Source organism: Eikenella sp. HMSC061C02 (assembly GCF_001809035.1).
Classification (GTDB): Bacteria; Pseudomonadota; Gammaproteobacteria; order Burkholderiales; family Neisseriaceae; genus Eikenella; species Eikenella corrodens.
In genome coordinates this window covers 4,868-27,857 of record NZ_KV795541.1, presented here as the reverse complement: position 1 = coordinate 27,857, position 22,990 = coordinate 4,868, and the positions used below count along the sequence as shown (strand labels likewise).

The following is a 22,990-nucleotide window of genomic DNA, read 5'->3' as shown; positions in this document are numbered from 1 at the left end:
CAGACAGCGCCTTGCTGGCGCTTTAACTTGCCCAGTAAATGGGTTTGGCCGTTTTTTTTTCAAGGGAAAAGGCTATTTTCATTTTAATATATTGATTTTTATTAGATAAAATAGTTTCAGGTAGCCTTGAGCAACAAATTTCTGCCTAGCCTATTGAATTTCTGCCGCCAGCCCTAATAAAAACAAATGTTGTTTCCCGTATATACGCACCGACAAGGTGCACGCGAGCTATTTATAGATCAAAGCAATTCATATTATTTGAACTATAAATTATACAAATCGCCTGGCGGCGGCTAGAATGCCGCCCTGTCGATACACCGTATCTCGCAAATTCATCCGCATTATTTCTGACACCCTGATATAAGGAGCTCTATATGTCTATCAACATCAAATCCCGCGACCAATTGGTTGGTCAGCAAGTTCCGAACGTAACCTTCCACACCCGCGTGGCTGATTCTTGGAAAGATGTCACCACCGACGAATTGTTCAAAGGCAAAAAAGTAGTGGTATTCGCCCTGCCCGGCGCGTTTACCCCTACCTGCTCTTCCAGCCACCTGCCGCGCTACAACGAGCTGGCTTCTGCATTTAAAGAAAACGGCATCGACGACATCCTGTGCGTATCCGTAAACGACACCTTCGTAATGAACGCCTGGGCTGCCGACGAAGAAGCCCACAACATCACCATGATCCCGGACGGCAACTGCGAATTCACCCGCGGTATGGGCATGGAAGTGAACGAAGAAGCCATTGGCTTCGGCCCCCGCTCTTGGCGCTACTCTATGCTGGTGGACGACGGCAAAATCGTAGAAGCTTTCATCGAGCCGATCAAAGAAGGCGACCCCTTTGAAGTTTCCGATGCCGACACCATGCTGAAATTCGTGGCCCCGAACTGGAAACCGCAAGAATCCATCGCCATCTTCACCAAACCCGGCTGCCCCTTCTGCGCCAAAGCTAAAGCCGCTTTGCAGGAAAAAGGCCTGGCCTACGAAGAAATCGTGTTGGGCAAAGACGCCAGCATCGTTTCTGTACGCGCCATCACCGGTAAAGTAACCGCCCCGCAAGTGTTCATCGGCGGCAAATACATCGGCGGCAGCGAAGACCTAGACGCATACCTGGCCAAACACGCCTAATTTTCCAGCTATCCAGTTGCCAATACAGTAGATAGCTTTGCGAGCCGCCCGAATAGGGCGGCTCTTTTCCCAAGACCTTTCAGGCAGCCTGTTACACCGCAGCAGCCGATATTTTCAGGTAGCCTTTTGCCAGCCATACAGGCTACCTGAAAGGTCTTCCCACATAAGGAAAGTAGACATGAAACACCTCACCGCAGACGTCGTCGTTATCGGCGGCGGCACCGCCGGCATGGGCGCCTTCCGCAACGCCCGCCTCCACACCGAAAACGTTTATCTCATCGAAAGCCACGTTTTCGGCACCACCTGCGCCCGCGTCGGCTGCATGCCCTCCAAGCTCTTGATTGCCGCCGCAGAAGCCCGCCACCACGCCCTGCACACCGATCCCTTCGGCGTGCATCTGGACAAATCCAGCATCAGCGTAAACGGCGAAGAAGTGATGAATCGCGTCAAATCCGAGCGCGACCGCTTCGTCGGCTTCGTGCTGGAAGACGTAGAAGCCTGGCCGGCCGAGCGCCGCATCATGGGGCAGGCCAAATTCATCGACGAGCACACCGTGCAAATCGACGACCACACCCAAATCCGCGCCGAACGCATTGTAATCGCCACCGGCTCCCGCCCCATCGTGCTGCCGCAATGGCAGGCGCTGGGCGATCGCCTCGTCATCAACGACGACGTATTCTCATGGGACACCCTGCCCGAAAGCGTGGCCGTATTCGGCACCGGCGTAATCGGCCTCGAACTCGGACAAGCCCTGAGCCGCCTCGGCGTGCGCGTGGAAATGTTCGGCCTGGGCGGCCTCATCGGCGGCATTTCCGATCCCGTGGTGCTGGAAGACGCCAGAGCCATCTTCGGCCAAGAAATCCCGTTGCACCTCAACGCCCAAACCGAAACCCGGCTCAACGATAAAGGCCAAGTGGAAGTGGCATGGACGCAAGACGGCGAAAGCGGCGTATTCACCGCCGAATACCTGCTCGCCGCCATCGGCCGCCGCCCCAATGTGGACAACATCGGGCTGGAAAACCTCAATATCGAGAAAGATGCACGCGGCGTGCCCGTAGCCAACCCGCGCACCATGCAAACCAGCATCCCGCACATCTTCATTGCCGGCGACGCCTCCAACCAGCTGCCCCTGCTACACGAAGCTTCCGACCAAGGCAAAATCGCCGGTGAAAACGCCGGCCGCTACCCCGATGTACGGGACGGCCTGCGCCGCAGCATGATCGGCGTGGTGTTCTCCAACCCGCAAATCATCAGCGTGGGCGCGCGCTTTGCCCAGCTGGAAAAAGAATATGGCAGTAAGCTCGTAGCCGGCCAAGTATCCTTCCGCAACCAAGGCCGCAGCCGCGTGATGCTGGTAAACCAAGGCAGCCTGCGTGTGTATGCCGACCGCGAAACCGGCCGCTTCCTCGGCGCCGAAGGCATCGGCCCCGCGCTGGAACATATCGCCCACCTCCTCGCCTGGGCGCACCAGCAGCACATGACCGTGCCGCAAATGCTCGACATGCCCTTCTATCATCCCGTAATCGAAGAAGGCCTGCGCACCGCCCTGCGCGACGTAGCCGCCAAACTGGCCTAAAGGCTACCTGAAAGCGCTGTCTTGGCGCAGCCAAGGCTGAGCCTCATCTAAGCTATGGCGTTAATAAAGCGCAGCGGCAACGAAGTGAGAAACAAAACGGCAAACGGATTGATTCCGTTTGCCGTTTTTGTATTTGCTTGTGGCGGGCATAAAAAAGTGTATGTTGCTTGAAGATAGTTTCAGGTAGCCTTTTTATACCAAGGCAGCAAACTAAATGCCTACCACGGCTGTTCCTGTACCACTTCTTGCAAGCCTTGGCGCACGCTGGCGCCTACGCCTTTGCTGAACAGGCGGCTGATGTCGTCGGCGGGGGTGTAGTCCACCAGCTCGGGGGCTTTGATGATGTCGCGCGATACGCTGTAGATATCGCCCAGGCCGTCAATGAGGCCGGTTTTGAGCGCTTCGTTGCCGGTGTACACGCGGCCGCTGAACAGGTCGGGATTATCCGCTTCGTTCAAGCGTTTGCCGCGCCCGTCGCGCACGGCTTTGATGAACTGCTGATGGATGTCGTCCAGCATGCCTTGCCAGATAGCGGTTTGCTCGGGGGTTTCCGGGCTGAAGGGGTCGCCCATGCCTTTGTTGCTGCCGGCGGTGCGCTGGCGGCGTTGGATGCCCATATTGTGCATCAGGCCGGTGAGGTCGAAGCTGCTGCCGACCACGCCGATGCTGCCGACGATGCTGGATTGGTCGGCATAGATTTTATCGGCAGCGGCGGCGATGTAGTAGCAGCCGGAGGCGCACATATCTTCGGCTACCACATACACAGGGATGCCGGGGTGCTCGGCGCGCAGGCGGCGGATTTCGCGGTAGGCCACGCCGGATACCACGGGCGAGCCGCCGGGGCTGTTGGCGCGGATAATGATGCCGCGCACCTGTTTGTTTTTATAGGCAGCTTCCAGGCCTTGGCGCAGTTTGCCGGCCTGGTTTTCGCCGGCGGTAATCGCGCCTTCTAAGCGGATTACGGCGGTATGCGGCCCGGCAGCGGCGGGATTAAGGCTGCCTATATTGCCGAAAATGGCAAACAGATAGAGGGCCAGAAAGGCGATGAGCAACAGGCGGAAAATGAGCTTCCAAATACGGGCTCGGCGCTGCTCGCGGTAGGCTTCGAGCAGGAGTTTTTCCAGCGTGTCGCGCTCCCAGTTGCCGCTGTTTGGCTCGCTATTGCGGTGGATGATGTGTTTCATGGCTGGTAACTTTCTTAGAGTGATGTAGATCCCGGAGGGCTACCTGAAAGCATTCGCTTCAACAAAGCTAAAATGGTATGCACCTGATTCCGGCGGGGAAGAACAATTATTGTAACACGCGAGGGCAACAGCAGTTTCAGGTAGCCTTGGGCAAGCTGCAAGCGGAATGGAGGTATTCATTCATATTCGCTGCCCACTGTTGCCTACAGGCTACCCGAAAAGGCAGAAATGAAGCAAAACAAGCAGATATTGATTGTTTATATTACAATCCGCCCTCTTATAAATTTAAATGGACACACGCCATGCGCCACCGCAAACTAGGCCGGCAGCTCGCCACCTTCCGCCACACCCTCACTTGGACCTTCCTCGCCACCATTATCTTCCTGCTCCTGATGTTTATCTTGAATGCGGGCATAGGCAAAGACATCCGCGCCTCAGGCGACCCTGCCAATGCTGTGGGCTGGTTTAACATATTGTTCATCGCTTGGTACGGCATTTATGTAGTGGGGCAGTTCAGATCGCGCCTCACGCTGTACGAACATGGCTTTATCCTGCAAACCCTGTTTAAAGAACACGTTGTGGTGTATCGGGAAATTCGCGGCATTCAATCTAAATTCTCGCAAATCGAATCACCCGGCTCGTTTATGCACGCCCGCATCGATACGCCGCAAAGCCGCGTGCTGCTGAAAAACAACTGGAAGCCACGTAGAGATTTCTACAATTTCATCGCGCAATTCCTGTTTCAGGATGATGAAGACGACGTCATCTTCCACTAAGCGGATTAAGAAGAAAAAGGCTACCTGAAAATTTCAGGTAGCCTTTTATTCATCTGATCACAACAAACTATTTTCCAGCCTGCTTCTCAGCTTGCAGCTGGGCTTTGCGCTCTTCCAGCCAGTGCTCCAGATAATGGATGCTCACGCCGCCTTTGGCGAAGCCGGGGTCGCGGAACAGGTCGTCGTGCAGCGGGGCATTGGTTTTGATGCCGCTCACGGTGAGCTCGGAGAGGGCAACGCGCATTTTGGCGATGGCCTGCTCGCGATCGTTGCCATACACGCAGATTTTGCCGATGAGGCTGTCGTAGTTCGGCGGGATGCGGTAACCCTGGTAGATGTGGCTGTCCACGCGCACGCCGAAGCCGCCGGGCAGATGGCAGCTGGTGATGCAGCCCGGGCTGGGGATGAAGCTGTAGGGGTCTTCGGCGTTGATGCGGCATTCGAAGGCATGGCCTTGGATCACCACGTCTTTTTGCTTGTATTGCAGCGGCAGCCCGGCGGCGATGCGCAGCTGTTCCTGCACGATGTCGATGCCGGTAATCAGCTCGGTTACGGGGTGTTCCACCTGCACGCGGGTGTTCATTTCGATGAAGAAAAATTCACCGTCTTCATACAGAAATTCAAATGTGCCGGCGCCACGGTAGCCGATGCGTTTGCAGGCGGCCACGCAGGCTTTGCCGATTTTCTCGCGCTCTTTGGCGGTGATGCCGGGTGCGGGTGCTTCTTCGATTACTTTTTGGTGGCGGCGCTGCATGGAGCAGTCGCGCTCGCCCAGATAAATGGCGTTGCCGTGCTCGTCGGCCAGCACCTGCACTTCCACATGGCGCGGGCGTTGAAGGAAGCGTTCCATATACACCATCGGATTGCCGAAGGCGGCTTCGGCTTCGGCCTTGGTCATTTCCACGGCCTTAATCAGGTCTTCGCGTTTTTCCACCACGCGCATGCCGCGCCCGCCGCCGCCGCCGGAAGCTTTGATGATCACGGGGTAGCCCACGCGTTCGGCGGTTTTCAGGATTTCGTCGGGATCGTCGGGAAGTGCGCCGTCCGAGCCGGGCACGCAGGGCACGCCGGATTCGAGCATGGCTTTTTTGGCAGACACTTTATCGCCCATCAGGCGGATGGTGTCGGCACGCGGGCCGATGAAGATGAAGCCGGATTCCTCCACCTGCTCGGCAAAGCGGTCGTTTTCGGCCAGGAAACCGTAGCCGGGATGGATGGCATCGGCGCCGGTTACTTCGGCGGCGGCGATGATGGAGGGAATGTGCAGATAGCTCTGCGCAGAGGGGGCGGGGCCGATGCAGACGGATTCGTCGGCCAGCTTAACGTGCAGGCTGTCGTTGTCGGCAGTGGAATGCACGGCCACGGTGGCGATGCCCATTTCGCGGCAGGCGCGCAATACGCGCAGGGCGATTTCGCCACGGTTGGCGATGAGGACTTTTTTCAGCATAATCTTTGCCTTATGGTTTTCAGGTAGCCTCTATGCCGCAGCAGGAGGCTACCTGAAAAATTATTCGATGATAAACAGCGGCTCGCCAAACTCTACCGGCTGGCCGTTTTCCACCAGAATTTCTTTCACCACGCCGCTGCGTTCGGCTTCGATTTCGTTCATCAGCTTCATGGCTTCGATGATGCACAAGGTGTCGCCGGCGTTCACGCTCTGGCCCACTTCCACAAACACCGGCGCGTTCGGGCCGGGGGCACGGTAGAAAGTGCCTACCATAGGAGAGGTTTGCGCTTTGCTCAAATCACGGGCGGGGGCGGCAGGCGCGCCTGCGGCTGCAACGGGTGCGGCAGCGGCCGCGGCGGGAGCCGGAGCGGCAGCCACGGCAGGCGCAGCGGCATACACGGGCTGCGGCGCGGCCAGCGAGCGGGTGATGCGCACTTTTTCTTCACCTTCGGTTACTTCAATCTCAGCAATGCCGGATTCTTCCACCAAGTCGATGAGTTTTTTGAGTTTGCGTAAATCCATAATTAGAGGTCCTTTTAAGGGATTCGGAGCCGGGCTTTAGCCGGCCTGTTTTTGTTGCAAGTATTCAATGGCGAAATCCAGCGCGGCGGAGTAGCCGTGTGCACCCAGCCCGCAAATCACGCCCTGCGCCAAATCAGAAAAATAGGAATGGCGGCGGAAGAGCTCGCGGGCGTGCACGTTGGAGAGGTGGACTTCGATAAAGGGTTTGCCGGCGGCAGCAAGCGCATCGCGCAGGGCGACGCTGGTGTGGGTGTAGGCTGCCGGGTTGATGATGATAAAGGCGGTATGGTCGGCCATGGCCGCCTGGGCACGCTCAATCAGCACGGCTTCGGCATTGCTCTGGACGGCTTCAAAGGCAAAACCGGCAGCTTCGGCGCACGCCTGCAGGCCGGCATTGATGTCGGCAAGGGTGGTGCGGCCGTAGATTTCCGGTTCGCGCTGCCCCAAAAGATTGAGGTTGGGGCCGTGCATAACGAGGATGGCGGGTTTCATGCTGGAGGTCGGTTTAAATTCGGTTGAAATGAATATTTGCGCATTAAAACGCGGTTTGCCACTGGCGGGCAAGATGCTCATTTTCGGCGATAGTGGGGGAAATGTCCAGTTTTTGTATTTATCTGTATGGAAACGGCAGAGTTTGTTAAGCGGCAGCTTCGGCCGTATTTAAAGCAGTAAAGGCTACCTGAAACGCAGCGCAGCCAAGTTCTGCGAAGCCAAACTTTCAGGTAGCCTTCTTAGCCTGTTTTTAATCAGGCCTTATTTTTTGTCGTGCTGTTTCAGGATTTGATAGAGCTGGTCTTTCAAATGCAGCTTCTGTTTTTTCAGCACTTCCACTTCGTCCAAATTGCCGGTAACCGGATTTTTGACCATATTGGCGATTTTTTCGTCCAGCTCATTGTGTTCGTCAAACAGGCGGGCAAAGCGTTTGTCAGATTGTTTGAGCTGGCTGATGAGGTCGCGATATTCTGGGAACATTATTTTCTCGCTTTCGAGTGGGTAAGGGTTGAACAAACTTTTTATCTTGGTTCTACTTTATCATAGCCGGCGGGAAAAATCGAACGGCTCCCGCTTTTATTCGCTTTATAATGAACCCCTCCAAATTATTGCATTGCCGACATGCCCGAAATCGAAAGCCACCCCTTCCCCGCCCTGCTGCCGCCCGAAGCCACCGTGATGATGATGGGCACCTTCCCGCCCAAGGCGGAAAAGCACGCCATGCTGTTTCACTATCCCAATTTCATCAACGATATGTGGCGCGTGTACGGGCTCGTGTTCTTCAACGATACCGCGCACTTCCAAAAAATAGGCGAAAAAGCATTTGACGCGGAAAAAATCAAAGCCTTCCTGCACGAGCGCGGCATCGCCTCCTGCCCCACCGTGCTCAAAGCCGTGCGCGAGCAAGATAATGCTTCCGACAAATTCCTGCGCGTGGTGGAAACCGTAGATTTGCCTGCCGTACTCGCCCGGCTGCCGCGCTGTCGCCATATATGCACCACCGGCGGCAAGGCCACCGAAGTGCTGCTCTCCCTGCTGCCCGATGCGCCGAAAATGCCGAAAACCGGCGAAACGCTGCCCTTCACTTTGGTCAATCGGCATCTCACCCTCACCCGCCTGCCTTCCACCTCACGGGCGTATCCGCTGAGTTTGCAGAAAAAAGCAGCGGCATATCGGGCGTTTTTCGAGATGGCAGGATTGGTATAGTTTTCAGGTAGCCTTTCAAGGCGGCTTGAGGCTACCTGAAAATTTGAAAGATTCGGCACTTCAAATAGCTGCGTACAACCCCGCCCCTCTAAAACGTGCCGCAGAAAACCATATCGTGAAATTCCTCATTCACTATATTGCTACAAGGCGGCCAGACGCAGGCAGCATGAACAATACAGCTAGGCGCACCACGCCATAGCAGCAGATTAGGAATTCCACTATAATCCGCCCCCTTGAGTCGGGGTGCTGCCTTGTGCGGCTGAGAACATACCCGTTGCACCTGAACCGGTTAATGCCGGCGGAGGGAACTCGTGGCCGGTTTGGGCGGGATGCTGCCCGGTTTGATTGGCTGCAGGCGGCAGAGCGGATTCTGCCGCGGCAACGTGATGATGCGCTCCGATTGATCGGGGCGTTTTTTGTTGCCTGCCGTCCTGAGCATGGCATGCAATATTTGCCCGTAAGTAACTGTGTTTTCGCAGTAAATATTTTTCAGGTAGCCTTCCGCTGGCGGCGGGCTGTTGCAAGAGGATTAAACCATGCGTTTCCGTATTTGGCAGGCAAACGGCCTGCCGCACCCTTATGTGATGCTGTTTTTGGCACCGGCGTTTTGGGCCACGAGCAATGTGGCGGGCAAGCTGGGCAAAGCTTGGCTTTCGCCTTATGAGTTTACGTTTTGGCGCTGGGTGCTGGCGGCCTTGCTGCTTTCGTGGCTGTTCCGTGCGCGGATTCGGGCGGATCTGCCTGTGCTCAAGCTTCGTGCGTTGTGGCTGTTGCTGGTGGGCGGCAGCGGGTTTGCGCTGTTTAATATTGTGCTCTACAGCGCGTTTGCACGCGGGGCGGCGGTGGTGAATGTGTCGATTATCACGGCGCTGATTCCGGTGATGGTGTTGCTCGCGGAGGTGCTGTTTTGGCGCACGCGGGCGCATTGGCTGCAATGGCTGGGGGTGGGGCTGTCGTTTGCGGGCGTGGTATGGGTGGTGGGCCGGGGCAATCCGGCCGCGCTGCTGGAAACAGGTTTGTCGCAAGGGGATGCGCTGGCGTTGGTAACTTCCTTGATTTATGCGGGCTATTCGCTGGCGCTGCGCGCTGCGCCGAAGGTGCATTGGGCAAGCCTGCTGTGGGCTATGTGTGTGGCGGCGGTGGTGGTGAGTGCACCGTTTTATGTGTGGGAAGGGGTGGAGAAAGGCTTTCGAATGCCGCCGTGGCAGGCTTGGCTGCTGCTGATTTATGTTGCTGTGTTTATTGCGATTTTGTCCAAGCTGTTTTATATGGAAAGCGTGATTGCGATTGGCGCGGGGCGGGCGGCGCTCACGATGAACCTGCTGCCGGTGTTCGGCGCGCTGGTGGGCGCGGCGGCCTTTCCAGACGAGCGCTTGGGCGGCTATGTGCTCACGGCCTTAATCTTGGTGGCGGCGGGAATTGCGGCTTCGGAATGGGGCGCGGCGAGAAAACGGGCTTTGGAAAGCGCGGAATAAGCGGTTAGAATGGAGTCCTTGATATTCATGAAGGCTACCTGAAACGGGTTTGGCATTTTCAGGTAGCCTTTCTACCCCATTACTAAAGGACGAACCATGCAAAACTACCAAGCCCCAGACGAGAAGGGCTTTTTCGGCGAACACGGCGGCCTGTATGTGGCCGAAACCCTGATTCCCGCCTTGCAAGAGCTGGCGGATGCCTATAAAGCAGCGAAAAACGACCCGTCGTTTTGGGAAGAGTTCCACCACGATTTGAAGCATTATGTCGGCCGCCCCAGTCCCGTTTACCATGCCGCGCGATTGTCCGAGCATTTGGGCGGCGCGCAAATCTGGTTGAAGCGCGAAGATTTGAACCACACCGGCGCGCACAAGGTAAACAACACCATCGGTCAGGCATTGCTTGCCCGCCGCATGGGCAAAAAACGCGTCATCGCCGAAACCGGCGCGGGTCAGCACGGCGTGGCTTCCGCCACCATTGCCGCCCGCTTCGGCATGACTTGCGACGTGTACATGGGCGCGAACGACATCCAGCGTCAAATGCCCAACGTGTTCCGTATGAAATTGTTGGGCGCAAACGTGGTCAGCGTCGACAGCGGCAGCCGCACGCTGAAAGACGCGATGAATGAAGCCATGCGCGAATGGGTCGCCCGCGTGGACGACACGTTCTACATCATCGGCACCGCCGCCGGCCCAGCGCCGTATCCCGAAATGGTGCGCGATTTCCAATGCGTCATCGGCAACGAAGCCAAAGCGCAGATGCAGGAAGCCATCGGCAGACAGCCTGACGTCGCCGTTGCCTGCGTCGGCGGCGGCTCGAACGCCATCGGCCTGTTCCACCCGTATATCGGCGAAGAAAACGTGCGCCTCGTCGGAGTGGAAGCCGGCGGTTTGGGCGTGGATACCCCCGACCACGCTGCGCCGATTACCAGCAAAGCCCCCATCGGCGTATTGCACGGCTTCCGCAGCTACCTGATGCAGGACGAAAACGGTCAAGTCTTAGGTACGCACTCCGTTTCCGCAGGCTTGGATTACCCCGGCATCGGCCCGGAACACAGCCACTTGAACGACATCAAACGCGTTGAATACACCGTCGCCAAAGACGACGAAACACTCGAAGCCTTTGATTTGCTGTGCCGCTTTGAAGGCATCATCCCCGCGCTCGAATCCAGCCACGCCCTCGCATGGGCAGTCGCCAACGCGCCGAAAATGGGCAAAGACCAAGTGATTCTGGTGAACCTGTCCGGCCGCGGCGATAAAGACATCAATACCGTGGCGAAGCTGAAAGGGATTGAGTTGTAAGGTTTCAGGTAGCCTTTGAGGCTACCTGAAATTTTACCTGCATCATCATGCTAGATATTCACCGCCTCCCCACCTCTCTGCTCAAAGCTTGGGACAAAGTGCAAGCCGAACGCGGGCGCGAACAATTCCGCGACAGCGTAAAACGCCAATGGCTGGAACAATTATTTAAAGCCGAACTCAAAACGCGCGGCTTTCAGACGGCCTCCGGTGGTTTTATTTATTGGGTTAAAGACGGCTACATTTTCAGCGTTGTCCAGGTTTATTTGGTGGCCGTGTTTGACGGCAAACCCATCAGTGAGCGTGTATCCATCCGCATAGAAGCCAAACCGGATTGTCTGGATTCGTTGTTTTTCAAACTGTTCGGCGAAGAAGAGATGATAAAAAGCTTCAGCCGCCGGCTCAATGGCGAACCGTCACTGTGCTTAACGGGGATACAAGACGAGTGGCGCATACAAGAACCCGACTTCGCCCACTTTACGCTTGAACAAATGCTGGATTGGGTACGGCAGCCTGCCGGGCAAATAGAAGCCGACATTGCCCGCTTTACGCAGCAAGTGCCCGACTTAGAGAGCTTCTGCCGCTTCATGCAGAGCCGCCCGTTAGCAAGCGGCATGGAAAACGAACTTTATGCGCTGGTATTGTTCCGCCTGCAACGATACGGCGAACTGCGCTTTTTCCTGGCCGGCCGCCCCGATTTCTATCAATTCGCCAACGGCACCAACCTGTTTGCCGCTTTGCAGCAAATGTTGGATGAGCAACCGTAGCCCAACACGGCCAATCCGGCATTTTCCTACTCAAATCGCTCGGTTCAACCCATTTGCTTCCGGCCATAAAAAAGGCTACCTGAAATTTCAGCTTCGCAGCAACGCGCAGAGCTCATTTTAACTGCGTTGAAGCTTATGCTTTCAGGTAGCCTTTTCGTATCTTCTGCCAAACGCTCTAGCGCGGATGACGCATGATGATGCGCAGGATGCTTTCGTCTAATTCTTCATCCGGCTTATCCAAGCCCACCGGCTTCACTTGGCCGTTGAAATGGCCATAGCTGCCCAAGAGCGGCTGATCGAAATAGCAGCCGTTTTTGGTGATGTCGCAAGGCAGGGCGCAAACGCTGTGTTTAAACAGATCGCATTGCGTGCCGCCGCTGCTGCGGCAGTTTTGGATAGCGGCATAGTCGGCATGCTGGGCATCTAGGCTAACAGCAGGAAAATGGGTGAGCCGGCCGTTTTTCTGCCCCACCGACATACCGAAACACATATTGCTAAACCGCTGCCACACGCCGCATTGATTGCCGGAAGCGCGTTGGCATTGGCGCAGCGCATCGGCTTTGGCGGCTTCTTCGGTGGGGTGGGCGGCGGATGGGTAGATGACTTCGGCGTTGTTTTCATTCATGGCAATGGCGCGCCACACGCGGGGCTTGGCCGGCGTGTTGGCTTGATTGGCTGCGCCACGGGTGGTTCTCGCCCTATCAGCGGCCTGCGGTCTGTTTTGCGGCTTGAGCTCTTCGCGGTATTCTTCACAGCCGTATTCTTTATCGGCATTGCCAAAAGCGGTATCGCGCACTGAAAGGATGGTGCCGTCTGGCTTAGTTACCACGATGCGGTATTCGTAGTCGTTGTAATGGCGGTAGTTTTGGTAATAATGCACATTGCCGGATTGGCCTACATAGGCCTGACGGATTTCGTAGAGATCAATACGCCAGGCATAGAGGTTGCGCACTTCATTATTTTTCACGCAGTTGCGGCGCACGATATCGGGCATGCGATGGGCGCGTTCGGCAACAAAATCGCTGATGTCTTTGCCGCGCCAGCGCAGGGTGTCGGTCGGGCGGATGGTGGTGGCGCAGCCGGCCAGCAATAAAACAGCCGCCCAAGGCAGCAACCGTTTCAGGGAAAAAGGTTGGGGGAACACAATACTCTCCGTTTAAAATTGAATGTTGGCACACTAAACCATGCGGCGCGCATGATACGGCAAGGCAGGCCGAAACCATAGCAAAAATTAAATAAATTTGCCGACAATTAAAACTTGCACCAAGCGGCATAAGGCTACCTGAAACGGATTTGCAGAAACCATCCCAACTTTCAGGTAGCCTCATTTGGCCGGGCAAGCAGGCATTCCGCCAGATCGAAACATATAGCGGATTCACTTTAAACCCATACGGCGTTGCCGCCTCGCTTTGTTTGAATTTCATCCACTATAATGTTATCCGCTATATAATCCCGCCCGTTTAATCACATTTCAGGAGAATCCCATGTCTACTTCACGCTTGCTTGCTGCTGCCGTATCCGCCGCCCTGCTGCTGGGCGGCTGCGCCAACAGCTCCGCCCTGCAATACACCACTTCCCAAGCGCAAAATACCGCCCGGGTATATTACGGCGAAGTGCTGTCAGTAACGCCCACCACCATCCGCGGCGAAGACAACGCGCTGCTTACCACCGCCGGCTCGCTGCTCGGCGGCATCGGCGGCAGCAATTTCGGCAAAGGCCGGGGCGAGGCAGTGAGCGCGATTTTGGGCGCGGTGGTGGGCGGTTTGGGTACCCAGTCGCTCACCCGCGGGCTCGACAGCCAACGCGGCTATGAAATCGTAGTTCAGCTCGAAGGCTCGCGCGATGCGATTTCCGTGGTGCAGAAAGACGACATCCAATTCCAGCCCGGCCAGCGCGTACGCGTGCTGCAAGGTGCCAACGGCGTCACCCGCGTGCTGCCGGCGGGGCAATATTCAACTTACTGAGGCTGTTTGGCCGGTGTGGCTGCGCCGGCCGGCTGCATCATTGGCAATAAAAAGGCTACCTGAAACTTTCAGGTAGCCTTTCGTTTGGGCAGATGCCTTATTTCTGGTTGGCTTCCAGCGCTTGCTGCAAATCCTCTTTCGGCATATAGCCGGGCACTATTTTACCGTTGGGGAACACCATGGTGGGGGTGCCGTTGAAGCCGTAGCGGTTGCCCAGCGCCATGGTTTCTTTCACCGGGTTTTCACAGCCGGCAGATTCGGGCGGCACGGTGCCTTTGCGCATCCACTCGGTCCAGGCGGCAGTGCGGTTCGGGCTGCACCAAATGCGCACGGCTTTGGCTTCGGCGGATGGGTGCAGGTTGGGGATGGGCATCATGAAGTTGTAGATGGTGATGTCGGTCATCTGCTCGAATTCTTTTTCCAAACGGCGGCAGAAGGGACAATCGGGGTCGGAGAACACGGCCACTTTCAGTCTGCCGTTGCCGCGCACTTCTTTAATCGCGGAATCGAGCGGCAGGGTGGAGAAATCGATGCGGTTGAGCTCTTCGCGGCGGGTTTCGGAAAGGTTGCTGCGTTTGTTCACATCAATCAAATCGCCGGTAAACATATGGTTGCCGTCGGCAGTCATGTACACCAGCTGGTTGCCGGAAAGGAACACTTCATACAGGCCGCTGACGGGAGCGGGGGTAACGCTCAACACTTCCAGGCCTTGGTCGCCGTAGGTTTGGGTGAGCTTATTGCGGATAACGGCTTCAGGGCTGCCGGCGGGCGCGGAGGCGGCCGAAGCGGCAGCCCCGGAGGCGTTTTGCTGCGCGGCGGGCTGGGCGTTGCAGGCGGCCAGAGGCAGCAACGCGGCCAGCAAAATGGCGGAGAGGGTGTGGTGCTTCATTCGTTTGTTCTCATTAGGTGGTTGTTAAAACAGGGGCGCATTATACCGAAATCCGGGCGGGCGGGCTTTTGTGGCATGTAAATGTAATTTATTGCCCGGATTGGCTTTCAGGTAGCCTTTGAAAGGCTACCTGAAAGTTGTTTGGGCGGCAGCAATGTATTTTTCAGCCTAACAGCCCAGGCCAACGCGCCAGCACGCGCTCTACGGCATCGGGTTGTCGCAGCAACTCACCCTGCCATTGCTCGGCAGCCTGTCGCCATGGAGGCAGCTGTTGCAGCAGCTGCCGCCAGCTTTCGGCACGGGCGGCGGGCGTGAGCGTGGCGGCGTGGTTCAGGTCGTCGGAAAGGGCTTGGTGAGCGGCGGGCAGCGGGGCGGACGCGGCGGCTTTATGCCAGAAGGCGTGCAGCTTGGGCAGGTGTGCTTGCTCGGCTTGCGGATAGATGTGCCACAGCAGGGGTTTGCCGGCGAGCTGGGCGCGCACGAAGCTGTCTTCGCCGCGCACGATGGCCATATCGGCCAGCCACAGCACGGCGTCAAATTCGGCCTGCGGCACAAAGCCGATGCAGATCAGCCGCACCGCGCCGGCCTGCCACACGCTGCCGGGCTCGCGCAGGGCATGTTCGGGAAGCGCGCCGGCTTGGCGCAGGCTGTGGATAATTTGCCGGTCGGCCAACCATACGTCTAAGGCTTCGCCTGCCGCTTGCCAGGCGGCGAGCCAATCGGCCCATTGTGCGCCGGCATAGCCGAAGCAGAAACATTGCACGGCGCGGCGCGGGGTTTCAGGTAGCCCCAAGCGGCGGCGCAAGGCGGCTTGGGCGGCGGGGTTGGCGAGAAAGGCCTGCTGTTTTTTCAGGTAGCCTGTTTCGCGCAGGAGGCCGCCGCTGGTTTCGCTAAAACCCATCAGCCAGAAATATTTTTCCGTGCCGTCGGCTTGCAGTGAAGGCTTGCCGTGCATGGCTTCCGCCCAAGGCTCGGCGCTGAGGTATTCCCAATTGAGCCACAGCGGGCGGTGTGTACGGACGGCGGCCAGCGCGGCGGGGGGCAAATCGCAGCCGAAGGTTTCAATTACCAAGGCGGGCGCAACTGCGGCCAATTCGGCCGCGATGCTTTCGACCGCATCGCCCTGCCAATGGTGCGCCCGAATCGCAGCAGGCGGCGGGGCATCGCCGAGCAGTTTGGCCAGCGCGGCGGGATGGTCGTGCCAAAGGGCTACCTGAAAACCGGCTTCGTTCAACCGGCGTGCCAGCCGCAAGGAAACGCCGATGTCGCCGTAGTTGTCGATCACGCGGCAAAATAACCAGGCGGTGGGCGGAGTGTCGGTATGTTTGGGTGGAAAAAACGGGTTGGATGGCACGATAAATCTTTCGCTGGGCAAATCTTCAGACAGGACGGTAATTTACGTTAGCTACGCGCTCTGTCAAGCGTTTTGGCGGAAACTTTTTTGGTTTTCCCACAAGGGGTAAGGAAGCCGCTTTCGGATTGGCATAAAGGCTCAAATCTGCCGCTTGACAAGATTCGCTTTCATTTAAAATATTGATATTTATATACTTTTAAAAAATTGGCCATTTTTTACGCAACCTAAGCCAAGGCCTGATTTATCAGGAAATCTTACGCTTCCCACAGGGTTTTCCACAAAGTTTTCCACAGCTTTTGTGGGTAAGGGATAAAGCTGCAATAGCCGCGTTTTTTTGGCAGATTATTGCCTGCGGCAGATGGGCGGACAGCTCGGAGGCGATGCTGTTCCCGCATGAGCAGCCGACCAAGTTTCAGGTAGCCCTCCGCATTGCTGCACCACCCAATGACGACGGCAAAAATGGCCTGTTGGGCAGGGAAAAGCGTTTCCAAGCTTGCGGGAGCTGGAGGCTACCTGAAAATGCCGCCTCAATGGTAATCATCATTTTTAGCTTGGCTAGAAACTGCATCCAGGCCGACGCTTTCAGGTAGCCTTTTGCCGCGCCGCCGTTTCGGCTACCATAGCCGCCGTTTTATTGGTTTAAAGAAGCAATCATGACTTTCCAACAATGGCTCGATACCTGCCGACTGCCCCGCCTGGAAGCGCGGCTGCTGGTGGAAGCCGTGTGCCGCATCACTCATGTGCGGCTCATCAGCCGCAGCGGCGACGAATTGCCGCAGCCGCAACGTGCCGTACTCGACATGCTGGCCGCGCGCCGCCGCCGTGGTGAGCCGATGGCTTATTTGCTCGGCAGCCGAGAGTTTTACGGCAGAAGCTTCCGCGTGTCGCCCGCGGTGCTGATTCCGCGCCCCGAAACCGAGCTTTTGGTGGAAGCTGCGCTTGCACGCCTGCCCCCGGGCGGGCGGCTATGGGATTTGGGTTGTGGCAGCGGCATTATCGGCCTTACCGTGGCGCTGGAGCGTCCCGATGCCGCCGTGCGCGCTTCCGACATCAGCCCCGATGCGCTGGCCGTGGCGCAAGCCAATGCCGCCGCGCTGGGCGCAAGCATCGAATGGGCGCAAGGCTCATGGTTTGCGGCTCTGCCCGCGGCAGAAGGCCTGTTTGACATCATCGCCAGCAATCCGCCCTACATCGAAGCCGGAGACGGGCATTTGCAGCAAGGCGACCTGCGCTTCGAGCCCGCCGCCGCGCTCACCGATTTTGCCGACGGCCTCAGCCATATCCGCACCCTCGCCGCCCAAGCCCAAGGCTACCTGAAACCCGGCGGCTGGCTATTGCTGGAACACGGCTGGAACCAAGGCGAGGCCGTGCGCGGCATGTTGGCCGAACACGGCTGGCAGCAGGAGGAAACCCTGCGCGACTTGGCCGGGCTGGATAGGGTGAGTATCGGGCGGAAGGCGGTATAGTCAACACCTTTACTGCCTTGGCTTGCCCGTGGCATGAGCAGTGTTCCGCCATACACGGCGATAAGCGGCTTTATTTTGTCGGCACACTCAAAAGGCTACCTGAAAACCGGTTTGCAGTTTTCAGGTAGCCTTTGTTTCGCCCGATGGATTAGTTCGGGATATATTGCAGCGGGTCTACCGGCTGGCCGTTTTTGCGCAGCTCGAAGTGCAGCTGCACGCGCTGGCTGTCGCTGTTGCCCATGGTGGCAATGCTTTGGCCGCGCCGCACGGTTTGGCCTTCGCGCACGAGCAGGCGCTGGTTGTGGCCGTAGGCGGTGAGGTAGGTTTGGTTGTGCTGCACGATGATGAGGTTGCCGTAGCCGCGCAGGCCGGAACCGCTGTACACCACTTTGCCGTCGGCAGCGGCCACGACGGGCTGGCCGGCGGTGCCGCCGATGTTGATGCCTTTTTCACTGCCGCCGAAGCGGGTGAGGATGTTGCCGGCGGTGGGGCGCTGCCAGGTGATGCCGGCGGCGCTGCGGGTGCTGCCGGATACGGAAGGCGTGGCGGCTGGAGTGGCAGCGGTGTTAGCCGACGGGGCGGGAGTGGGCGCCGGCGCAGGGGTGGTGCGCGGCGGGGTTTGCGCGGTGGCGGGCGGGGTGTAGCCGGCGGGCTTCACGCGCAATACTTGGCCGACGCTGATGTTGTTGTCGGACAGATTGTTCCAAGCGCGCAGATTGTCTTGGCTGATGCGGTAGCGCAGGGCGATGTTATACACGGTGTCGCCGCGCACCACGGTGTGCTGGGCGGCGTTCACGTCCACCGGGGCATAAGACGGGGTGTAGCCGCTGCCGCCGGCAGGAGCGGCGCTGGCTGCGGGCGGGGTATAGGGAGCGGGCGCAGCAGCCGGCGGGGTGTAGGGGGTGGTATTAGCGGCTTGGGTGGCGGCAGGCGGGCTGTAGGGCTGCGCGCCGTAGGGATTGTTGTCGGCCGCGGCGGTGTTGCCGCCGTAGCCGGCACCGTTGCCAGACACCACCGGGGCGGGGGGCTGGGTGAGGGCGCAAGCGCCGAGGAAAATGGTGAGGATGAGGGGAAGAGTGCGGAAGGTAAACAATTGATTCATGGGGATGCGGGCTTTCTGTGCACGGGAACAGCGCAATCATAAGCAATCCGTGCGGTTTCATGCAAGGTTGGGCGGCGTTTATCGCGGTTAAGTTCCGTTAATCAGCGGTACAAAGCGGGCTTCGTGCACGCAGGTTTCGTGGAAACCGTGGGCGGTTTTTTCGATGAGCCACAGGTATTGCTGCCCGCCTTCGTCCAGCGGGATCACCATGCGGCCGCCCACGGCGAGCTGTTGCAGCAGGGGCAGCGGTACTTCGGCAGGCGCGGCGGTCACGATGATGCCCCGGAAGGGAGCGACTTCGGGCAGGCCGAGATAGCCGTCGCCGCACACCAGCCGCGTGCCGCCGAGCAAACGGGCGGTGCGCAGGTTGTGTTTGGCTTTTTCGTGCAGCGCCTGCAGCCGCTCCACCGAATAAATCTGCTCGAGCCCCACAGCTTGCAGCACGGCAGTTTGGTAGCCGCAGCCGGTACCGATTTCCAGCACCGGGCCGAAATTTTCTGTTGTTTCGTTGCCAAGCATGAGCTGGGTCATCACGGCCACGGTGTAGGGCTGGGAGATGGTTTGCCCCAGCCCCAAGGGCAGCGACATATCGTCATAGGCGCGCGAGCGCAGGGCTTCTTCCACAAACACATGGCGCGGCACGTTGCCCATGGCGGCGAGCACGTCGGCGCGGCTGATGCCCATTTTAGCCAGCCGCTGCACCATATTGCGCCGCCGCCAATCGAAGCTGCCGCTGGTGTGTGCTGCGTTCATAGTGCGGTATCCTGCCAAAATTGCGCCACGCTGCCTAAACCCGCGTGGTCGGTTAAATCCACGGAGAGCGGGGTAACCGTAATTATGCCGGCTTCGTTTTGTACGAAATCGGTGTCTTCTTCGCGGCCGAGCACTTCGCCGGCCGCACCGATCCAATACACATTCTCGCCGCGCGGGCTGCGGGCGGCCACCACGCTTTGCTGATGATGACGCCGCCCCAGGCGCACGGTGGTGATGCCTTGGATTTGGTTTTCCGGTACCGCCGGGATGTTGACATTCCACAGCACTGGCGCGGCGGGCTTAGGCGCGGCAAACAGATGGGTGAGCAACTGCCACACGGCCTGTTCGGCGGTATGCCAATAGCGGCCGCTTTTGTCGTTGAGCGAAAAAGCAATCGCAGGGATGCCGAGCAGATAGGCTTCGGTGGCGGCGGCTACGGTGCCGGAGTAGAGAGTGTCGTCGCCCATATTGGCGCCGTGGTTGATGCCGGAAAACACCCAGTCGGGCTGGAAATCGGGCAGGCTGTGCAGGGCGAGGTGGATGCAGTCGGTGGGCGTGCCATCGACAAAATAGAAGCCGTTGGCGGCTTCCTGAATGCGCAGCGGGCGGTCGAGCGTGAGCGAATTGCTGGCGCCGCTGCGGTTGCGCTCGGGGGCGACCACGCGCACGTTGGCAAATTCGGCGGCCACCCGGGCGAGGATGGCGAGGCCTTCGGCTTGGTAGCCGTCGTCGTTGCTGATGAGGATATTCATGGTTGGCTTGGGGCTGCCTGAAAACGGGTGGTTTGGGGTTTCAGGTAGCCTGCAAACGGGGCGGCAGGCTACCTGAAACTCGGGGGGATTCGGGCTTTGTTGAAACGGCCGCTTTGGCTACACAAAATCCAAGCTCGGCATTGCCAAGGCATTGCTTTCAAGTAGCCTTTGGTGTTTACAAAACGGTATTGGCCGGTTCGTAGTCGATAACGTCGCGGATTTTGTTTTGCGCGTCCACCAGCACCACTTTCGGCCGGTGTGCGGCGATTTCCGGCTCGGAGAGCAAAACATACGACATGATGATCACCACGTCGCCCGGCTGCACCAGCCGCGCCGCCGCGCCGTTGAGGCAGATTTCGCCGCTGCCGCGCTCGCCGGCAATAGTGTAGGTTTCCAGCCGCTCGCCGTTGTTGTTATTCACAATCTGCACTTTCTCGTTTACGCAGATGCCAGCCGCATCAAGCAGATCCAAATCCACGGTGATGCTGCCTACATAGTTTAAATCGGCGCGGGTAACGGTGGCGCGGTGGATTTTGCCGCCCAGCAAAGTTCGGAACATTTCGGGAATCCTGGAAAAAAGCGGTATTTTATCGCAAGCGGTGCACGGGCTGAAGGCTGCCGGTTATTTTCAGGTAGCCTTTTCCACCCGTGCCGGTTTGCCGGGCATTTCTGCCCGGCCTGCAAGTTTCAGGTAGCCTTATTCTGCTCCGCAGCCGCAGGGCATGGAAGCAGAAGCTTGCAGGCTGAGCTGTTTGCGCTGCAACGCTTTTTCATGGCGGCAGCGCTGTCGTTCGCCGGTGATTTGCAGCGGCGGCACGGGCACGGGCTTGCCGTTTTCCATGGCCACCATGGTGAAATAGCAGCTGTTGGTGTGGCGCACCTGACCGGTGCGGATGTTTTGCGCTTCCACGCGGATGCCGATTTCCATGGAGGTGCGGCCGGTATAGTTGACGCTGGCGTAGAACGTAACCAGCTCGCCCACGTGAATCGGCTCTTTAAACAATACTTTGTCCACAGACAGGGTAACGCAGTAGTGCCCGCTGTAGCGGCTGGCGCAGGAATAGGCCACCTGGTCGAGCAGGCGCAAAAGCTCGCCGCCGTGCACATTGCCGCTGAAATTGGCGGCGTTGGGCATCATCAGTTCAGACATTACCAGTTCGTGCGCAGGCAGCTGGCGGGTGTGGGATTCGGTCATAGTATTCCTCGGTGCGTGAGATAAAAGAATTATTTTATGCTATTAATACAGCATGGCTTGATTAAACTTGTTTATGGTGTGATTTCTGCATGCCCCGCCAGCCGTTGGCCACTAAAAGCAGCAGCCCCGCCCAAATCAGGCCGTAGGTGATGTAGGCTGAAGGCTGTACCGGCGTTTTCAACACCAACACTGCCAGCAAAAACAGCAAAGCCGGCTCCACATAGCTGAGCATGCCGAACAAATTAACCGGCAGCAGCAGCCCCGATTTCATGTTCAGCGACATCGACACCGCGCTCAAGCCGCCCAATAGCGGCAACAGCAGCCAATAGCGCGGCTCGCCCAGCACCCAGGCAGTCATATCGGCATGCCACAGCAGGTAGGCCAGCGCAAAGGGCAGAATCAGGGTTAAATCCAGCGTCAACCCCTGCAAGGCCGGGATTTTCATTTGGCGCCGCGTGGTGTAATACACGGGGAAAACCAGGCACACCCACAGCGTGGTCCACGAAAAAGCCTGCTGTGTCCATATTTCGTGCGCCACCCCCAAGCCTGCCAACACCAGCGCCGCGGTTTGCAGGCCGTTGAGCCTCTCCTTGAGCCAAAACCGCCCCACCAACACCATCACTACCGGAAACAGGAAATAGCCCATCGCCACGTTCACGCCCTCGTTGTTGACCGGCGCCCACATAAACAGCCAAAACTGGCTGGCCGCATCCAGCGTACCCAGCAAAAACAGCAGCCAGCGGCGCGGGCTGGTGAGAAACTGTTGCACAAACCGCGGCATTGCTGCCAAGCCGAGCGTCCACGCCATCATCAGCCACAGCCCCGCCGCCGTCATCACCATACGCAGCGCAAACACATCCGTACCGCTAATCGGCTGCATCCAATGGCTAAACAGATACAGCACGCTAAACAGCAGCTGCGACAGCAGGCACAACACCACGCCTTTGCTCAAGTCCGGCACAAACACCCCGGGGAATGAATACACAGAAGGTTTTGATTATATAATGAATTAACACTATTCGATACTAATCGGGCAGCGGCTGGCTCACGGCGTGGCAAAAGTGAAATCGAACCGCCCTATCGGCTTACCACATACGATGCAGAGTTTCAGGTAGCCTCAGTCAAAGCAGGAAAGGCTACCTGAAAAAATGGCGGTATATTTTTCAGGTAGCCTTGATAAACCATCCCACCGCTCCATATAATCTTAAACGGCAGGCCGAATGCCGTTACTCTTAACCTAATCAGGAGATTAAACATGAGTAAAGATTTTGACCAGCAGAAAGAAGAACTCTTGCAAGAAGTGCGCGCCGTGCTCGACGACGTGGAAGAGCTGTACCACAGCGGCGTTGAAGAAGGCAGCAAAGAAGCCGAGCAGCTGCGTGGCAAGCTGCAGCGCAAATTGCAGGCTGCCCAGCGCAAATTGGGCGACTTTGAAGAAGTGGCTGCCGAGCGCGTGAAACACACCGCCCGCCAGGCCGACCAACTGGTGCAAGACAAACCCTACTACGCCATGGGCTTCGCCGCCCTCGCCGGCTTGGTCGTGGGCGTGCTGCTTAACCGCCGTTAATACTTGCCACCCAGCCGCCCGCCCCGCCCTGTGCAGGCGGGCGTTTTATAGTGAATTAACAAAAACCAGTACAGCGT

At 57.9% G+C, this 22,990-nt stretch carries 24 protein-coding genes, 1 pseudogene and 1 riboswitch; of the genes and pseudogenes, 11 read left to right on the top strand and 14 right to left on the bottom strand.

Going from position 1 to position 22,990, the window contains the following annotated elements; genetic code table 11:
• Positions 1-374 precede the first annotated feature (374 nt).
• Together HMPREF2541_RS04560 and HMPREF2541_RS04555 are read left to right on the top strand one after the other, a co-directional pair.
• Positions 375-1,130, top strand: a complete 756-nt coding sequence (locus HMPREF2541_RS04560; RefSeq protein WP_003824569.1) for a glutathione peroxidase — start codon at positions 375-377, stop codon at positions 1,128-1,130.
• A 178-nt stretch (positions 1,131-1,308) separates the two neighbouring features.
• Positions 1,309-2,706 (top strand): dihydrolipoyl dehydrogenase, encoded by a 1,398-nt coding sequence (locus HMPREF2541_RS04555; RefSeq protein WP_064087260.1) that lies wholly within the window; start codon positions 1,309-1,311, stop codon positions 2,704-2,706.
• A gap of 218 nt (positions 2,707-2,924) precedes the next feature.
• Here the strand turns inward: HMPREF2541_RS04555 and HMPREF2541_RS04550 are convergent, their stop codons facing one another.
• Positions 2,925-3,890 (bottom strand): S49 family peptidase, encoded by a 966-nt coding sequence (locus HMPREF2541_RS04550; protein WP_003824566.1) that lies wholly within the window; start codon positions 3,888-3,890, stop codon positions 2,925-2,927.
• 302 nt (positions 3,891-4,192) lie between these two features.
• Here HMPREF2541_RS04550 and HMPREF2541_RS04545 point away from each other — a divergent pair, with 302 nt between their 5' ends.
• A complete protein-coding gene (locus HMPREF2541_RS04545; protein WP_070541942.1) occupies positions 4,193-4,666 on the top strand; it encodes a DUF6585 family protein in 474 nt (157 codons plus the stop codon).
• A 67-nt stretch (positions 4,667-4,733) separates the two neighbouring features.
• Here HMPREF2541_RS04545 and accC read toward each other — a convergent pair whose 3' ends face one another.
• From accC to HMPREF2541_RS04525, 4 genes are all read right to left on the bottom strand, one after another.
• Positions 4,734-6,113, bottom strand: coding sequence for an acetyl-CoA carboxylase biotin carboxylase subunit (gene accC, locus HMPREF2541_RS04540; RefSeq protein WP_003824564.1), 1,380 nt, complete (start codon positions 6,111-6,113; stop codon positions 4,734-4,736).
• Between the two features lie 60 nt (positions 6,114-6,173).
• Entirely contained in the window at positions 6,174-6,635 is a 462-nt protein-coding gene (accB, locus tag HMPREF2541_RS04535) for an acetyl-CoA carboxylase biotin carboxyl carrier protein (protein ID WP_049258028.1), read from the bottom strand.
• Between the two features lie 36 nt (positions 6,636-6,671).
• Positions 6,672-7,127 carry a type II 3-dehydroquinate dehydratase gene (gene aroQ, locus HMPREF2541_RS04530; RefSeq protein ID WP_003824560.1) on the bottom strand — a complete coding sequence of 152 codons (456 nt, stop codon included), beginning with the start codon at positions 7,125-7,127 and terminating at the stop codon, positions 6,672-6,674.
• A 261-nt stretch (positions 7,128-7,388) separates the two neighbouring features.
• Entirely contained in the window at positions 7,389-7,607 is a 219-nt protein-coding gene (locus tag HMPREF2541_RS04525; RefSeq protein ID WP_003824558.1) for an HP1242/YdcH family protein, read from the bottom strand.
• Positions 7,608-7,748: 141 nt separating this feature from the next.
• Between HMPREF2541_RS04525 and HMPREF2541_RS04520 the strand changes: the two genes are divergently transcribed.
• From HMPREF2541_RS04520 to HMPREF2541_RS04505, 4 genes are all read left to right on the top strand, one after another.
• Positions 7,749-8,333: a DNA glycosylase gene (locus HMPREF2541_RS04520; protein WP_070541939.1), complete on the top strand. Its 585-nt coding sequence runs from the start codon at positions 7,749-7,751 to the stop codon at positions 8,331-8,333.
• 229 nt (positions 8,334-8,562) lie between these two features.
• Positions 8,563-8,657, top strand: a riboswitch (TPP riboswitch).
• Between the two features lie 212 nt (positions 8,658-8,869).
• Positions 8,870-9,808, top strand: a complete 939-nt coding sequence (locus HMPREF2541_RS04515) for a DMT family transporter (protein ID WP_070541937.1) — start codon at positions 8,870-8,872, stop codon at positions 9,806-9,808.
• Between the two features lie 96 nt (positions 9,809-9,904).
• On the top strand, positions 9,905-11,107 hold the full coding sequence (trpB, locus tag HMPREF2541_RS04510) for a tryptophan synthase subunit beta (protein WP_070541933.1): 1,203 nt from the start codon (positions 9,905-9,907) through the stop codon (positions 11,105-11,107).
• Between the two features lie 47 nt (positions 11,108-11,154).
• The gene (locus tag HMPREF2541_RS04505; protein ID WP_070541930.1) at positions 11,155-11,871 is read left to right on the top strand and encodes a hypothetical protein; all 717 of its coding nucleotides are present in this window, start codon (positions 11,155-11,157) and stop codon (positions 11,869-11,871) included.
• Between the two features lie 175 nt (positions 11,872-12,046).
• Here HMPREF2541_RS04505 and HMPREF2541_RS04500 read toward each other — a convergent pair whose 3' ends face one another.
• Positions 12,047-13,015, bottom strand: a complete 969-nt coding sequence (locus HMPREF2541_RS04500; RefSeq protein ID WP_035580868.1) for a DUF4189 domain-containing protein — start codon at positions 13,013-13,015, stop codon at positions 12,047-12,049.
• 340 nt (positions 13,016-13,355) lie between these two features.
• On the opposite strand from HMPREF2541_RS04500, the gene HMPREF2541_RS04495 reads away from it, so the two are divergent.
• Positions 13,356-13,835, top strand: coding sequence for an outer membrane lipoprotein (locus tag HMPREF2541_RS04495; RefSeq protein ID WP_003824545.1), 480 nt, complete (start codon positions 13,356-13,358; stop codon positions 13,833-13,835).
• Positions 13,836-13,932: 97 nt separating this feature from the next.
• Here the strand turns inward: HMPREF2541_RS04495 and HMPREF2541_RS04490 are convergent, their stop codons facing one another.
• Together HMPREF2541_RS04490 and earP are read right to left on the bottom strand one after the other, a co-directional pair.
• Positions 13,933-14,724: a DsbC family protein gene (locus tag HMPREF2541_RS04490; protein ID WP_070541927.1), complete on the bottom strand. Its 792-nt coding sequence runs from the start codon at positions 14,722-14,724 to the stop codon at positions 13,933-13,935.
• 163 nt (positions 14,725-14,887) lie between these two features.
• Positions 14,888-16,078, bottom strand: coding sequence for an elongation factor P maturation arginine rhamnosyltransferase EarP (earP, locus tag HMPREF2541_RS04485; protein ID WP_050754463.1), 1,191 nt, complete (start codon positions 16,076-16,078; stop codon positions 14,888-14,890).
• Positions 16,079-16,458: 380 nt separating this feature from the next.
• Here earP and HMPREF2541_RS04480 point away from each other — a divergent pair, with 380 nt between their 5' ends.
• Entirely contained in the window at positions 16,459-16,668 is a 210-nt protein-coding gene (locus HMPREF2541_RS04480) for a hypothetical protein (RefSeq protein ID WP_035580865.1), read from the top strand.
• 57 nt (positions 16,669-16,725) lie between these two features.
• Positions 16,726-17,544 (top strand): annotated as a pseudogene (prmC, locus tag HMPREF2541_RS04475) (peptide chain release factor N(5)-glutamine methyltransferase); the annotation flags it as partial.
• A 148-nt stretch (positions 17,545-17,692) separates the two neighbouring features.
• Here prmC and HMPREF2541_RS04470 read toward each other — a convergent pair.
• The 6 genes from HMPREF2541_RS04470 to rarD all read right to left on the bottom strand — a co-directional run bounded on the left by HMPREF2541_RS04470 (position 17,693) and on the right by rarD (position 22,307).
• The gene (locus tag HMPREF2541_RS04470; protein WP_050754462.1) at positions 17,693-18,646 is read right to left on the bottom strand and encodes a peptidoglycan DD-metalloendopeptidase family protein; all 954 of its coding nucleotides are present in this window, start codon (positions 18,644-18,646) and stop codon (positions 17,693-17,695) included.
• 87 nt (positions 18,647-18,733) lie between these two features.
• Positions 18,734-19,399, bottom strand: a complete 666-nt coding sequence (locus HMPREF2541_RS04465; protein ID WP_064103090.1) for a protein-L-isoaspartate(D-aspartate) O-methyltransferase — start codon at positions 19,397-19,399, stop codon at positions 18,734-18,736.
• Entirely contained in the window at positions 19,396-20,151 is a 756-nt protein-coding gene (surE, locus tag HMPREF2541_RS04460; protein ID WP_003824537.1) for a 5'/3'-nucleotidase SurE, read from the bottom strand. The genes HMPREF2541_RS04465 and surE overlap by 4 nt, the downstream gene beginning before the upstream one ends.
• A gap of 175 nt (positions 20,152-20,326) precedes the next feature.
• The gene (gene panD / locus HMPREF2541_RS04455) at positions 20,327-20,710 is read right to left on the bottom strand and encodes an aspartate 1-decarboxylase (RefSeq protein ID WP_003824535.1); all 384 of its coding nucleotides are present in this window, start codon (positions 20,708-20,710) and stop codon (positions 20,327-20,329) included.
• 138 nt (positions 20,711-20,848) lie between these two features.
• Entirely contained in the window at positions 20,849-21,346 is a 498-nt protein-coding gene (locus HMPREF2541_RS04450) for an acyl-CoA thioesterase (protein WP_003824533.1), read from the bottom strand.
• 61 nt (positions 21,347-21,407) lie between these two features.
• Positions 21,408-22,307, bottom strand: coding sequence for an EamA family transporter RarD (gene rarD / locus HMPREF2541_RS04445; RefSeq protein ID WP_141744200.1), 900 nt, complete (start codon positions 22,305-22,307; stop codon positions 21,408-21,410).
• Positions 22,308-22,601: 294 nt separating this feature from the next.
• Here rarD and HMPREF2541_RS04440 point away from each other — a divergent pair, with 294 nt between their 5' ends.
• On the top strand, positions 22,602-22,913 hold the full coding sequence (locus HMPREF2541_RS04440) for an ElaB/YgaM/YqjD family protein (RefSeq protein ID WP_003824529.1): 312 nt from the start codon (positions 22,602-22,604) through the stop codon (positions 22,911-22,913).
• Positions 22,914-22,990 lie beyond the last annotated feature (77 nt).

Excerpts from the sequence above, each read along its gene's own strand:
- HMPREF2541_RS04560 (WP_003824569.1), top strand. The coding sequence starts at position 375 with ATGTCTATCAACATCAAATCCCGCGACCAATTGGTTGGTCAGCAAGTT.
- HMPREF2541_RS04555 (WP_064087260.1), top strand. The coding sequence starts at position 1,309 with ATGAAACACCTCACCGCAGACGTCGTCGTTATCGGCGGCGGCACCGCC.
- HMPREF2541_RS04550 (WP_003824566.1), bottom strand. The coding sequence starts at position 3,890 with ATGAAACACATCATCCACCGCAATAGCGAGCCAAACAGCGGCAACTGG.
- HMPREF2541_RS04545 (WP_070541942.1), top strand. The coding sequence starts at position 4,193 with ATGCGCCACCGCAAACTAGGCCGGCAGCTCGCCACCTTCCGCCACACC.
- accC (WP_003824564.1), bottom strand. The coding sequence starts at position 6,113 with ATGCTGAAAAAAGTCCTCATCGCCAACCGTGGCGAAATCGCCCTGCGC.
- accB (WP_049258028.1), bottom strand. The coding sequence starts at position 6,635 with ATGGATTTACGCAAACTCAAAAAACTCATCGACTTGGTGGAAGAATCC.
- aroQ (WP_003824560.1), bottom strand. The coding sequence starts at position 7,127 with ATGAAACCCGCCATCCTCGTTATGCACGGCCCCAACCTCAATCTTTTG.
- HMPREF2541_RS04525 (WP_003824558.1), bottom strand. The coding sequence starts at position 7,607 with ATGTTCCCAGAATATCGCGACCTCATCAGCCAGCTCAAACAATCTGAC.
- HMPREF2541_RS04520 (WP_070541939.1), top strand. The coding sequence starts at position 7,749 with ATGCCCGAAATCGAAAGCCACCCCTTCCCCGCCCTGCTGCCGCCCGAA.
- HMPREF2541_RS04515 (WP_070541937.1), top strand. The coding sequence starts at position 8,870 with ATGCGTTTCCGTATTTGGCAGGCAAACGGCCTGCCGCACCCTTATGTG.
- trpB (WP_070541933.1), top strand. The coding sequence starts at position 9,905 with ATGCAAAACTACCAAGCCCCAGACGAGAAGGGCTTTTTCGGCGAACAC.
- HMPREF2541_RS04505 (WP_070541930.1), top strand. The coding sequence starts at position 11,155 with ATGCTAGATATTCACCGCCTCCCCACCTCTCTGCTCAAAGCTTGGGAC.
- HMPREF2541_RS04495 (WP_003824545.1), top strand. The coding sequence starts at position 13,356 with ATGTCTACTTCACGCTTGCTTGCTGCTGCCGTATCCGCCGCCCTGCTG.
- HMPREF2541_RS04490 (WP_070541927.1), bottom strand. The coding sequence starts at position 14,724 with ATGAAGCACCACACCCTCTCCGCCATTTTGCTGGCCGCGTTGCTGCCT.
- HMPREF2541_RS04480 (WP_035580865.1), top strand. The coding sequence starts at position 16,459 with ATGCTGTTCCCGCATGAGCAGCCGACCAAGTTTCAGGTAGCCCTCCGC.
- HMPREF2541_RS04470 (WP_050754462.1), bottom strand. The coding sequence starts at position 18,646 with ATGAATCAATTGTTTACCTTCCGCACTCTTCCCCTCATCCTCACCATT.
- HMPREF2541_RS04465 (WP_064103090.1), bottom strand. The coding sequence starts at position 19,399 with ATGAACGCAGCACACACCAGCGGCAGCTTCGATTGGCGGCGGCGCAAT.
- surE (WP_003824537.1), bottom strand. The coding sequence starts at position 20,151 with ATGAATATCCTCATCAGCAACGACGACGGCTACCAAGCCGAAGGCCTC.
- panD (WP_003824535.1), bottom strand. The coding sequence starts at position 20,710 with ATGTTCCGAACTTTGCTGGGCGGCAAAATCCACCGCGCCACCGTTACC.
- HMPREF2541_RS04450 (WP_003824533.1), bottom strand. The coding sequence starts at position 21,346 with ATGACCGAATCCCACACCCGCCAGCTGCCTGCGCACGAACTGGTAATG.
- HMPREF2541_RS04440 (WP_003824529.1), top strand. The coding sequence starts at position 22,602 with ATGAGTAAAGATTTTGACCAGCAGAAAGAAGAACTCTTGCAAGAAGTG.